At 66.9% G+C, this 12,110-nt stretch carries 10 protein-coding genes; 5 read left to right on the top strand and 5 right to left on the bottom strand.

The genetic code is table 11. The annotated features are described in order from the left end of the window. Positions 1 to 63: 63 nt before the first annotated feature. Complete coding sequence (locus RJ1_RS08465) at positions 64 to 1,143, bottom strand: alcohol dehydrogenase family protein (protein WP_174694952.1); 1,080 nt, start codon at positions 1,141 to 1,143, stop codon at positions 64 to 66. A gap of 114 nt (positions 1,144 to 1,257) precedes the next feature. Continuing rightward, positions 1,258 to 2,148, bottom strand: coding sequence for a fumarylacetoacetate hydrolase family protein (locus RJ1_RS08460; RefSeq protein ID WP_083400741.1), 891 nt, complete (start codon positions 2,146 to 2,148; stop codon positions 1,258 to 1,260). 697 nt (positions 2,149 to 2,845) lie between these two features. Here RJ1_RS08460 and RJ1_RS08455 point away from each other — a divergent pair. Next, a complete protein-coding gene (locus tag RJ1_RS08455; RefSeq protein WP_083400593.1) occupies positions 2,846 to 4,228 on the top strand; it encodes an MFS transporter in 1,383 nt (460 codons plus the stop codon). Positions 4,229 to 4,341: 113 nt separating this feature from the next. Here RJ1_RS08455 and RJ1_RS08450 read toward each other — a convergent pair whose 3' ends face one another. The 3 genes from RJ1_RS08450 to RJ1_RS08440 form a co-directional block, all read right to left on the bottom strand. Further along, the gene (locus RJ1_RS08450; protein WP_073359512.1) at positions 4,342 to 5,145 is read right to left on the bottom strand and encodes an IclR family transcriptional regulator; all 804 of its coding nucleotides are present in this window, start codon (positions 5,143 to 5,145) and stop codon (positions 4,342 to 4,344) included. 147 nt (positions 5,146 to 5,292) lie between these two features. After that, positions 5,293 to 6,822, bottom strand: a complete 1,530-nt coding sequence (locus RJ1_RS08445) for an aldehyde dehydrogenase (NADP(+)) (protein ID WP_073359511.1) — start codon at positions 6,820 to 6,822, stop codon at positions 5,293 to 5,295. Between the two features lie 65 nt (positions 6,823 to 6,887). Further along, positions 6,888 to 7,388, bottom strand: coding sequence for a flavin reductase (locus RJ1_RS08440; RefSeq protein ID WP_073359564.1), 501 nt, complete (start codon positions 7,386 to 7,388; stop codon positions 6,888 to 6,890). 743 nt (positions 7,389 to 8,131) lie between these two features. Here RJ1_RS08440 and RJ1_RS08435 point away from each other — a divergent pair. From RJ1_RS08435 to RJ1_RS08420, 4 genes are all read left to right on the top strand, one after another. Then, positions 8,132 to 9,469, top strand: coding sequence for an MFS transporter (locus RJ1_RS08435; protein ID WP_073359510.1), 1,338 nt, complete (start codon positions 8,132 to 8,134; stop codon positions 9,467 to 9,469). 118 nt (positions 9,470 to 9,587) lie between these two features. Then, a complete protein-coding gene (locus RJ1_RS08430) occupies positions 9,588 to 10,862 on the top strand; it encodes a bifunctional 3,4-dihydroxy-2-butanone-4-phosphate synthase/GTP cyclohydrolase II (RefSeq protein ID WP_073359509.1) in 1,275 nt (424 codons plus the stop codon). Between the two features lie 85 nt (positions 10,863 to 10,947). Then, complete coding sequence (locus tag RJ1_RS08425) at positions 10,948 to 11,376, top strand: RidA family protein (protein ID WP_073359508.1); 429 nt, start codon at positions 10,948 to 10,950, stop codon at positions 11,374 to 11,376. Positions 11,377 to 11,382: 6 nt separating this feature from the next. Beyond that, the coding region (locus RJ1_RS08420; RefSeq protein WP_073359507.1) for an SDR family NAD(P)-dependent oxidoreductase at positions 11,383 to 12,110 on the top strand (728 nt) is incomplete at its 3' end.

Genomic DNA, 12,110 nt, shown 5'->3' with positions numbered 1-12,110 from the left:
ACATGCAATCCCAGTTCTGTACTGGTGGTGGGCAGGGCGGAGGGCCGGGCCGGCCGGCCTCGGTCACTTCCGGGGCGTCGGTGGAATCAGCACCAGCTTGCCGATGTGCTTCTTGGCGAGGAAATCTTCTTGCGCGCGGACGATGTCCGACAACGGATAGGTGGCCGAGACGACCGGACGGATTTCGTTTCGCTCGATGTATCCGATGAGGTTCTCGAACACCGCCTCGTCCTGGAAGGTGCATCCGTACAGCGTGAGGTCCCTGAGGTAGACCGTGCGCAGGTCGATCTCGGAGATCGGCCCACCGATGGCACCGGCGATGGCGTAGCGCCCGCCCGTGCGCAGCACGTCGAGCAGTTGGGGCCACTGCGGTCCGACGACGAGATCGATCACCACATCCACCGATCCGGCACCGAGCTCTCCGATCAGATCGACTCCGCGCTCGATGGTCTGATCGGCGCCCTGCGCCTTGACCTCGGCCGCCTTGTCGGGCGAGCAGACGGCGATCACCGTGGCGCCGCGGCGTTTGGCGAGTTGCACCGCAGCGAGGCCGACACCGCCCGATGCGCCGGTGACCAGCACACGTTCGGCTCCGACCGCGGCGCGGTGCAGCATGTTCTCGGCGGTGGAGTAGGCGCACGGAAGTGCCGCGAGCTCGGCGTCACTCCAATCGCAGTCGACCACGTAGGTCTCCCGTGCCGGGGCCACCGCGTACTGCGCGAAACCGCCGTCGACCTCACTACCGAAGGTCCAGCATTCGTACGGGCGGTAGTCGACGTAGCTGCGCAGCATGGTGCTCACGAGGACCCGTTCACCGATGCGGTCGGGAGATACACCGTCCCCGACCGCGACGATGCGCCCGCACACGTCCCCGCCCTGAATTCGGGGGAATTTCAGGGTCGTCCCGGACCAGCTGGCGTCGTCGTCGTCGACCGACTCGAAGCCGCTCGCGCCACCAGAGCTCGTCTCGGAGGTGATTGTCTTCGAATACCATCCGATGCGGGTGTTGATGTCGGTGTTGTTGATCCCGGCGGCGGCGACTTCGATCAACACCTCGCCCCGATCGGGTTGGGGGACAGCAACGTCGGTGCGGTACTCGAGCTTGTCGAGTCCTCCGTGACCGGTCAAGAGAACTGCGGTCATGTCTTCCGGCAACAAGGTTGGCTCCTTCGGCATTTCATGGGAAGTGCTGCTCTGACTGTGGCGATCGGCCTGCGAGAGCGTCGCGGCCTGTGAGGGTGCGCGCCCGGCGCACCCTCACACCAGCGCGGCGACCGGTTCGACGCTGGAGGTAAAGGTCTGGACGAGTTCGCCGATGTCGGTGATGCGGCTACGCAGCACGTCACCGGGGCCGAGGAACCGCTGCGGTCTCCGGCCCACCCCCACACCGGCGGGCGTGCCGGTGAACACCACGTCGCCGGGGTAGAGCTCGAGGGTGTGCGACAGGTGCTCGATCAACGCCGGAACCGGGAAGATCATCTGTGCGGTGCGTCCGAACTGGACGAGTTCGCCGTTGATGCCGGCCTCGAGCGTGAGATCGTCCGGATCGTCGAATTCGTCGATCGTCACCAGCGCCGGTCCGATCGGGGCGAACCCGCGATGCGACTTGGCCAGGCTGAACTGCGGAACCGGTCCGGCCAGCTGCCGGCCGCGGTCGGACAGATCCTGTCCGATGGACAACCCCGCGACGGACTCCCATGCCCGATCGGCCGGGATGTTGCGGCCACCCCGGCCGATCACGACCACGAGTTCGACCTCCCAGTCCACCGTCTCCGAGGGAAGAGGGACCGTGGTGACCGGGCCGGAGATCGCCGAGGCGAACTTGGTGAAGATCACCGGCGACTCGGGCCGCTCCACCCCGGATTCCGCCGCGTGGTCGGCATAGTTCAACCCTACGGCGAACACCTGGCGCGGAGCCGGCACCGGCGCCCCGAGCCGACCCGGGTCGATCCCGCCGCAGTGCGTCGGGGTGACCCGGTCTCGGTTACCCGTGTACCAGGTAACGAACTCCGCCCACCGCTCGTAAATCTTCTGCGGTTCGGCAGAAAAGTAGCCGTGGCTTTCCGCCTCGACATCGACGAGACCGTTTCGCGTCGACACCTGTAGGCGGCCATCGAGATTGATCAACCGCACGTGAAACTCTCCCATCGTGTGCTCTGCGTGTTCGAATCCGTCGACCAGGGACGAGATTGTCCGGCGAACCGTGACCTGGTGCGCGCGGTTGTAGGGATCGCGTCGACCCGTTGATCGAGGACCGATGTGCCGCGGCAGCTGACGGGTCGCGATTCCCCGGTCCCGTCTGCACACCATGAGCACGTAGACGAGCCCGACCCGGTACCGACGGCCGTTCCGTGCGCCGGCTGCACATCCTGCGCGACCGCCTACGGAATCCTCACTATTTGAACAGTTCGTTCATTGTGTGTGGTTGATGATAGTGCGGTGTAGATCACAGCTTGTCAAGGCGGGGTCACGGACCGGACGTCCGCGGGGGCCCGCGCCGGCAGTCGGTGCGTGGGGGCGCCCCGCCTACGGGCGTCTCGAATTACACAGCCGAAGTGCACTATTTGGGGATAGTGCCCGCCGTGTGTGTCCTGCTCGACCTCGCGCCTGCCCTGGGAATGGCAGGTTCGTCGCAGTGGCGTGGAGGTGGGGTCTTGACGGGCCGTGAGGCCCATGTCACACTTTTGATCGTGACGTTCACTTATTGAACGTACGTGTGTCTTTGGTGGAAATTGGTTCTGCCGACGCACGTGAACACTTCATCCCCGCCTTTCCCCGCCCCGGACGGCATTCGCACCGTCCACGTCGGCTGTCATGTCGACGCGCACCAGCAAGGAGTGACCTGGTGACGATTACCAACACGGATTCCGTCGGAGAGTATGAGGACGGCCCGGTCGGCACGAAGGCCGACCAAGGGCCGGTCGACAAGAAGCGATTCCTGGTCAAGCTGACCGGTGTGATCGCCGGTGGCATGTTCATCGACGGCTACATCCTCGGCATCGTCGGCACCGTCATCGGTGCCATCACCCTCGATTTGGATATGTCGCTGTACTGGGAGGGGCTCATCGGCGCCTCCGCGCTCATCGGCATCTTCGTCGGCGGCCCTCTCGGCGGTTGGCTGGCCGACAAACTGGGCCGCAAGCCACTGTTCGCGATCGACCTGGCGATCTTCATCCTCGGATCGGTTATGCAGTTCTTCGTCGACTCGGCCTGGCAACTATTCCTGGTCCGGCTGCTGATGGGCATCGCGATCGGCGCCGACTACTCCGTCGGCTGGCCACTGCTCTCCGAATTCGCCCCCCGGCGGCTGCGCGGCAAGCTGCTGGCCTACTGCGAGGTCGCCTGGTACGTCGGCTTCATGTTCGCCTTCGTCGCCGGCTTCCTGATGACCACCGTGTGGTCCCTCGACTGGCGCATCGTGCTCGGGTCGAGCACCGTTCCGGCAGTGATTTTGTTCCTGGCCCGGTTGGGTATGCCCGAATCCCCGCGTTGGCTGATGAACAAGGGCCGCACCGAAGAGGCAACCGAGATCGCCCACGCCTACCTCGAGGACCCGTCCGATGTCGTCGACATCGCCAACGAGGGCACCCGCAAGGGCACCTTCGGGATGCTGTTCTCCCCGGCCTACCGGCGGGCGACGATCTTCATCTCGGTCTTCTGGTTCTGCGCGGTGGCACCGTATTTCGCGATCGCCACCTTCGCCGCCAGCGTGCTGGAGGGCTACGGTCTCGGTGACGGACTCGTTGGCGCCATCGGGGTCAACGGCCTCGCCCTGGTCGGTGTCATGGTCTCGGTCCTGCTCATCGAACGCGTCGGCCGCCGGAAGCTGACCATCCCGCAGCAGTGGGTCTGCGCGGTGGTCCTGCTGATCATCGGATTGTGGTCGTCCGCGCCGCCCGCGGTGGTGCTGATCTGCTTCCTGGTCTTCGCGTTCGCCAACGCCATGTCCACCGCCCTGACCGGGGTCTACCCGGGGGAGATCTTCCCGACCGAGATCCGTGGTCTGGGAACCGGTTTCGCGACCGCGTTCAGCCGGGTCGGTGCGGGTCTGGGCACGTTCTTCCTGCCGTGGTCGATGCACAACCTCGGAAGCGGGGTGACGATGCTCATCGCCGCCGGCATCTGCGTCGTCGGTGCCGTGGTCTCCCAGGTCCTCGCCCCGGAAACGATGGGCCGCAACCTCAGCGAAACCTCGGCCCCGCGCGTCGGTCAGCCCGTTCGAACCTGACCGATCGTCTTCTCGCGGAACGGCGAGAGCCGTCCGCACACAGCACCGGGAACCGGAGTCCGTACCAGGGCTCCGGTTTCCGGTGGCTCACGCAGTGTGGTTGATCGACTGGATTATTCGCCTGCCGCGTCCTGCCAGAACACGTCGACGAGGCGGTCGACGATCGCCTGCATCTGCTGGAGCGCTTCGGGGATGCGGTCGCGCCCGAAGCGGTAGCGGGGGCTGTTGAGGGTCAAGATCGCCACCAGCGTGCCCGAGGAGTCCCGCACCGGCCGCGACAGCGAAATCAGTTCCTCTTCGAGTTCGTTGTCGATGATGCCGAACCCCTGCTCGCGGACCTGGTCGAGTTCCCGGAGCAGAACGGCGCGGTCGGTGATGGTGTGGGAGGTATAGGCCTCGAGCTTCTCGGGCAGCAGCGCGAGCACCTTGTCCAGCGGCATCTCGGCGAGCAGTACCTTGCCGGTGGAGCTGGCATGCAGCGGATATTGCTGGCCGACCATGTGCGATGACATGCGGCTCATGATGCCGACCACGTGCGACCCGGCGGCCTCGGCGACCAGGTCCAGGCCGTCGTGCGAATTCGGCACCGACAGCGTCACCGACTCGTTGAACTTGTCGGCCAACTCCTGCAGCAGCGGTTGCGCGCGCGCAACGAGGCCGGCGTAGGGGTCGGCGCGCCGTCCGAGGCGGGCCATTTCCCAGCCGAGGATGTAGTTGTTGTCGACCCGGTCCACGAGCCCGGTGCGTTCGAGGCTGTAGAGCAGACGGAACGCGGTGGGCCGGGAGATCCCCACGCCCTTCGCGAGCGTGGTCACGGTGGCGCCGGTGCGCGGGTGCGCGGCCAACTCCCGTAGCAGCCGAACCGCTTTGGTCACCGACTTGTTCGTCATCTCCGTCGGTTCGGGTACTTCGCTCATGCCACCCCTTTGTCGTGTCGGTGCGCACCCACATCCTTCGGGAAACGCGCTTCCACGACCACTCTACCGCCCCGGCGTTCATATAGTGAACGCCGGGGCGGTAGAGTGTGGCGAAATATCGAGCGCATACCGCGCGCTCGCGGATTGTCAGGACTGGGCGCGGCCCCAAGTGGACGATTCGCCGGCGGCGTTGACCGTGCGGGGAATCTCGAGCGGATTGCGTTCCTGAATCGGTGCGGGCAGGAGCACCTCCGGGGCGTCCTGGTAGGTGACCGGGCGCAGGAATCGGCGGATCGCGGTGGTGCCCACCGAGGTATGCGAGACCGCGGTGGTGGCGGGGTAGGGGCCGCCGTGGTGCTGGGCGGGGGTGACCGCGACTCCGGTGGGCCAGCCGTTGAACACCAGTCGCCCGGCGCGGGTGGCGGCGATCCGGGTGATCCTGCGGAGCTGGTCGCGTTCGTCGGGGGTCGGTTCGGTGCGGGTGTGCACGGTCACGGTCAGAGTGCCGTCGACACCGTTCAGGACTCGGTGAACCTCGTCCTCGGTGCCGTACTCGGCGATGATCGCGGCGGGGCCGAAGCTCTCCTCGAGCAGCGTGTCCGCCTGGGCGACCAGTTGCTCGGCGGTGGTGCGCAGCAGCGTCGGGGTGACCTCGGGTACCCCGCTCTCGCCGGTCGAGGCGGTGCCCTTGACGAGGACCTCGACGCCGGGCACCGCGGTGGCCTCGTCGATCCGGTGGTGGTAACCCTCGGCGATCTTCGCGGTGAGCATCCGCGCCGCGGGCACCTGCTGGGCGAGGGCGGTGATCTGCTCGGTGACCGGCGAGCCGGCGGGCACCAGCAGGATGCCGGGCTTGGTGCAGAACTGTCCCGCCCCGAGAGTGAACGAGCCGACGAACCCGGACGCGATCGCCTCGACCCGCTCGTCGAGGGCACCGGCGGTGACGACGGCCGGGTTGACGCTGCCGAGTTCACCGAAGAAGGGGATCGGGTTGGGGCGTGCGGCGGCGATGTCGAACAGGGCGCGGCCACCGGCGACCGACCCGGTGAAGGCGGCCGCCGCGATCCGTGGGTCCTCGAGGGCGCGGGTGCCGGCCCGGAAACCGCTGATCAGCGCGAACGTGCCGTCCGGGGCGCCGGCCGCGGACAGAGCCCCGGCAACGACGTCGGCGGTGGCAGCGGAGGTGCGGGGGTGGCCGGGATGGGCCTTGAGCACCACCGGGCAGCCGGCGGCCAGCGCGGAGGCGGTGTCGGTGCCGGCGACGGAGAACGCGAAGGGGAAGTTGCTGGCGGCGAAGACCAGGACCGGTCCCACGGGGATCTGGTACCGGCGCAGGTCCGGGCGGGCGCCGAGGACGAAGTCGGGATCGGCGCGGTCGATGATCACGTCCAGGAAGGTGCCGTCGATCAGTTCCTCGGCGAACATCCGCAACTGCACGCAGGTGCGGTTCAGTTCCCCGCTCAGCCGGGCCCGAGGAAGCCCGGTTTCGGTGAGGGCCTCGGCGACCAGCCCGTCCGCGTGTGCCTCGAGGGCGTCGGCGATCGCGATGAGCACAGCGGCGCGATCGTGGGGGGTGCGGTCCTCCCAGAGCGGCGCGGCGGCTGCCGCGGCGTCGAGGATGTGGTCGAGTTGTGCGTCGGTGGTGTCCGTCTCGATCGAATGAGCGGTGTCAGTCATGAAGTGCGGGATCCTTTTCTGAAGTCGAGGCTCGCGCCGGGGTGCGGCGTAGCCGGGGGTAGAGGTCAGGCGGCGGTGAGTTGCCGGATTCCGCCGAGTCGGCCCTGGTGGAAGACGAGGGGCTCGCCGTGTCCGGTGTCCATCTGCAGGACCCGGGCGATGACGATGACGTGGTCGCCGCCGTCGAGTTCGTGGGTGACCTCGCAGTCGACGAAGGCGTGGGCCCCGTTGATCCGGGGTGATCCGGCCTCGGAGAGGGACCAGTCGATGTCGGCGAACTTGTCGGGCTGCTTGCTCGAGAGGGCGCGGCAGACCGATTCCTGGCCGGCGGCGAGGACGCTGGCGCACAGTCGGCCGGCGGCGCGGACCTTGGGCCAGCTGGTGGAGGTGTGGGCGACGCTGAAGCTGACAAGCGGCGGGTCCAGGGAAAGCGACTGGAAGGTGCCGACCACCAGGCCGCAGGGGTATTCGGCGTCGGGGGTGATGCCGGAGAGGGCGACGACGCCGGTGGGCAGGTGGCCCATCACGGTGCGGTAGTGCGCCTGGTCGATGGTGGCAGTGAGCATGGTGGCTCCTCTTCGGTGTGTGGCGCCGGACTCGGCAGCGGTGCGGGCGTGGTCGGGGTGCAGTTCGGTGACGATCTCGGTCTCCGCCATTGCCTCTCCTCACCGCCATGAACTCAGGGGGAGGGGTGCACCCTCCGAAAACGAATAATGTTCATAAAGTGAACAGCTAGTTCAAAATCTGCTGCCAACGATCCTGAGCTGTAGATCACAATCTGTCAAGGGTGGCGGGGCAGGGCGTGCGTCAGTGGAGTTCGCCGTGTGGATGCTCGGGCGCGGCTCGCCCGGTCACCGCTGCGGGCGACGGCTGTCCATTGGTCGAGCTCCGCTTCGCGACTGTATGGGCCTGGTGCTGGTGATGTGCCGCGCCGGTGCCGGATTCGCCCCTGCGCTGGGGCGAGGGGTGATCCGTCGGTACCGATTCGCGAGACGGCGCGCCTTCGTCCATTGCAGGTTTCGCTGGAGCGGGCCTTGACGTGCCCTGAGTCCCATGTCACACTTTTGACCACATCGTTCAGTTTATGAACACGTAGCGGGGCTGAGCTGCAGCGCCCTACCGATAGAGCCCATCCCAACGACCCGCAGTCGCCAGTGATCCCTCGGATTCCGCGGCCGTGCACCACTTCACGAAGGTTGTGACATCACGTGCGAACATCTGCTTCCCGCCTATCCGCCACTGCGCACGGTGATTGCCCACCGTCGTCGGTCGTGATCGCCACGTCGACGCGCACGAGCGAGGAGGGCTGATGACCATCACGAACAACGAACCCGTGGACATTGACGAGCAGTCAGTCGACAAGAAGCGCTTCCTGGTCAAGCTGACCGGTGTCATCGCCGGTGGTATGTTCATCGACGGCTACATTCTCGGCATCATCGGCACCGTCATCGGGGCCATCACCCTCGATCTCGGCATGTCGCTGTTCTGGGAGGGGCTGATCGGGGCGTCCGCGCTGATCGGCATCTTCATCGGCGGCCCCCTCGGCGGCTGGCTCGCCGACAAACTCGGCCGCAAGCCGCTGTTCACGATCGACCTGGTGATCTTCACCGTCGGTTCGGTCCTGCAGTTCTTCGTCGACTCGACGTGGCAACTGTTCCTGGTCCGGCTGCTGATGGGCGTCGCGATCGGCGCCGACTACTCGGTCGGCTGGCCACTGCTCGCCGAATTCGCTCCTGCCCGTCTGCGCGGCCGGTTGATGGCCTGCAACGAGGTCGCCTGGTACCTCGGATTCATGACGGCCTTTATCGCCGGCTTCCTGATGACCGCCGTATGGTCCCTCGACTGGCGCATCGTGCTCGGCTCGAGCACTCTGCCCGCCGTCATCCTGCTCCTGGCCCGGTTGGGCATGCCCGAATCCCCGCGCTGGCTGATGAACAAGGGCCGCACCGAAGAGGCAACCGAGATCGCCCACACGTATCTCGAAGACCCCGCCGACGTCCTCGACATCACCAACGAGCAAACCCGCAAGGGCACGTTCGGGATGTTGTTCTCCCCGGCCTACCGGCGGGCGACGATCTTCATCTCCGTCTTCTGGTTCTGCGTGGTGGCACCGTACTTCGCCATCGCCACCTTCGCGGCCAGCGTGCTCGCCGACTACGGTCTCGGTGACGGACTCGTCGGCGCCTTGGGGGTCAACGGCCTCGCCCTGGCCGGTGTGGTGGTGGCGGTCCTGCTCATCGAACGCATCGGCCGGCGAAAGCTGACCATCCCGCAGCAGTGGGTGTGCGCCGCGGTCCTGGCCGCCATCGGGCTGTGGACCTCTGCACCGCCGGTACTGGTGCTGATCGGCTTCCTGGTCTTCGCATTCGCCAACGCCATGTGCACTGCGCTGACCGGTGTCTACCCGGGTGAGATCTTCCCGACCGAGATCCGCGGCCTCGGCACCGGTTTCGCGACCGCGTTCAGCCGCGTCGGCGCCGGCCTGGGCACGTTCTTGCTGCCGTGGTCGATGCACAACCTCGGCGCCGGCACCACGATGCTCATCGCTGCCGGCATCTGCGTCGTCGGTGCCTCGGTCTCCCAGCTCCTCGCCCCGGAAACGATGGGCCGCAGCCTCAGCGAAACCTCCGCTCCGCACCAGCGGTAACCACCCCGATCCCGAGCGCGGAGTCGTCGGGCGGACAACGATGTCAGCCCGCGACTCCGCCTCGACCCCCGACGTCCCACCACACTCCGTGTGTTCGCCAAGGAAGGAGCCAGCGATCATGTCGACCATCTCGGACGCGGTCACCGCACTGGCAAACAAGGGAATGGTCCTCGTCGTCGACGACGAAGACCGCGAGAACGAGGGCGACCTGATCATGGCCGCCGAATACGCGAGCACCGATGCGGTCGCGTTCTTCCTCGAACACACATCCGGATTTCTCTGCGTCGCCATCGACGAGGCCCGCGCCGACAAGCTCGGTCTCGACCTGATGGTCCCCGACAACACCGAAGCCCACAACACCGCATTCCTGATCAGCGTCGACTACCGGCACGGCACCACCACGGGAATCAGTGCGGGCGATCGCGGCGCCACCATCCGGGCTCTGGCCGACCCCACCCTGCAGCCCGCCGACCTCGCCCGGCCCGGCCACGTGATGCCGCTACTCGCCAAGCCCGGCGGAGTCCTCGAGCGCCCAGGGCACACCGAAGCCGGAGTCGACCTGTGCCGCATGGCCGGGCTCAGCGGCGCCGCCCTGCTCTGTGAGATCGTCACCCCCGACCGGCGCGAGATGATGCGCCGCGACGACCTCGAACAACTCGCCGCACAACACTCGATCCCGATGATCTCCATCGCCGAACTGCGCGCATGGCGCTCGCGCACCGATCGAACGTGGCGCTCACGCACCGCGGGCACGGTGACCCCGCTGCGCCACAACGCCGCCCGCCCCGAGAACACCGTCCTGCGGTCCGGTCGCAGCACCCTGCCGACCGAGGTCGGCACGTTCGACGCGCTCGCCTATCAAGCACCCGGCGACGGCGTCGAGCACATGGCCCTGGTGATGGGCGACGTTGCCGCCGCCGACGCCCCGCTGGTCCGGCTGCACAGCGAATGCATCACCGGTGACCTCGCCGGCTCCCTGCGCTGCGACTGCGGCCCCCAGTTCCGATCCGCCATGAGCGCGATCGCCGAGGCCGGCGCCGGCATCTTGATCTATCTGCGCGGACACGAGGGCCGCGGTATCGGCCTGGGTCACAAACTGCGCGCCTACGAACTCCAGCAACACGAGGGCCTCGACACCATCGACGCCAACGTCAGCCTCGGCCTGCCGGTCGACAGCCGCGACTACCGCGTCGCGTGCGAAATCCTCGACGACCTGGAAGTGGGCCGCGTGCGGCTGATGACGAACAACCCCGACAAGGTCCGGGCCCTGAGCGATCACGGCATCACCGTCGCCGAACAAATCCCACACGAGTCCTCACCGACCGCCTACAACCGCTCCTACCTGACCACCAAACGCGACCGCATGGGGCACACCCTGCAACGGCTCGGCTGACAACCCGTCACCGGACGAAGGCTGCGCCACGCCTCACCCACCCCGGGTCCCGTACCGGGACCTGAACCGAAAGGACGACCAGTCGATGACGACCACCGAGAACATCGTCGAAACCCGCCCCGCCCCCTTCACCTGGGCGCGGTCCGCGCAGTACAGCCAGGGCGCCAAGGCCGGAGACCTGGTGTTCACGTCCGGTCAGGCCGGCTACGACGACGCCGGCAACCTCGTCGAGGGCGGCTTCGAGGCCCAGGCACGTCAGGTGTTCCGCAACATCGAAAAGATCCTGCACCAGCACGGCGCCTCGATGTCGTCGGTGGTCAAGCTGACCGCCTACCTCGGCAACCGCGACGACTTCGAGACGTTCAAGAAGGTCCGCGCCGAATTCTTCACCAGCCCCTGGCCGGCGGTGACCGCGGTACAGAACTCGTTACTCGTCGACGGCATGCTCTTCGAAGCGGACGCCGTCGCCGTCGCCGGTGCCCAGCGAATCCTCACCGACACCGACGCACACTGAACCTACGTGGACCCCATACCGCTGAACCCGCAGACTCCACCCACACGAAACAGCAAACTGGTCCTGGTCACCGGTGTCGAACACCCTGAGGGCGCCCATGCTGCCCGCACTCTCGGCACGCACGGATTCGACGTCATCGCACACAGTTTCCTTTCGGAGGCGGCCGAACGGATCGCCCACGACATCACCGGCTTCGGTGGCCGCGCGACCGCCGCCGTCGCCGATCTCACCATCCACGGGGAGGTCGACCGGCTGTTCACCGGCATCGAAGACACCCACGGCCATATCGACACCGTCATTCACGCCGCCTGGATCCCCGGACCCGAATCCACCGGCACATCGCTCCAGTCGATCCATCTCCACGACTGGGACCGATTCCTCCACGCTCACCTGCGGATGCTGTTCACAACCGTTCGCCGGGCGATGCAGTCGATGAGTGACCGCAACCGCGCAGGATCCATCGTCACCGTCGTGGGCGTGGACCGATCAGCCTCTGACACAAGGGAATCCACCCTGGCCCGTCAGGTGATAGACGGCGCGATCGAGGCCTTCACCGCCGCCGCGGCACACGACATCAGCGCGCGAACCGTACAGGTCAACACCATCCGCTTGGTCGACGAACTCCCGTCACCCGAATTCCCCGACCAGCACATCGCACCGGATTTCGACACCGCCCTCGTCTTTCTCGCCGACCCCGCCCACCACAGCTGGTCCGGCAAGGTGCTCTCCGCACC

Source organism: Rhodococcus jostii NBRC 16295 (genome assembly GCF_001894825.1).
In the GTDB taxonomy this organism is placed as follows: domain Bacteria; phylum Actinomycetota; class Actinomycetes; order Mycobacteriales; family Mycobacteriaceae; genus Rhodococcus_F; species Rhodococcus_F jostii.
Note: the sequence above shows the minus strand (reverse complement) of the source record. Positions and strands in the feature narration are given on the sequence as shown.

Bases quoted from the DNA above. Each gene is read 5' to 3' on its own strand.
- RJ1_RS08465 (WP_174694952.1), bottom strand. From the start codon at position 1,143: ATGACCGCAGTTCTCTTGACCGGTCACGGAGGACTCGACAAGCTCGAG.
- RJ1_RS08460 (WP_083400741.1), bottom strand. From the start codon at position 2,148: ATGGGAGAGTTTCACGTGCGGTTGATCAATCTCGATGGCCGCCTACAG.
- RJ1_RS08450 (WP_073359512.1), bottom strand. From the start codon at position 5,145: ATGAGCGAAGTACCCGAACCGACGGAGATGACGAACAAGTCGGTGACC.
- RJ1_RS08445 (WP_073359511.1), bottom strand. From the start codon at position 6,822: ATGACTGACACCGCTCATTCGATCGAGACGGACACCACCGACGCACAA.
- RJ1_RS08440 (WP_073359564.1), bottom strand. From the start codon at position 7,388: ATGCTCACTGCCACCATCGACCAGGCGCACTACCGCACCGTGATGGGC.
- RJ1_RS08435 (WP_073359510.1), top strand. From the start codon at position 8,132: ATGACCATCACGAACAACGAACCCGTGGACATTGACGAGCAGTCAGTC.
- RJ1_RS08430 (WP_073359509.1), top strand. From the start codon at position 9,588: ATGTCGACCATCTCGGACGCGGTCACCGCACTGGCAAACAAGGGAATG.
- RJ1_RS08425 (WP_073359508.1), top strand. From the start codon at position 10,948: ATGACGACCACCGAGAACATCGTCGAAACCCGCCCCGCCCCCTTCACC.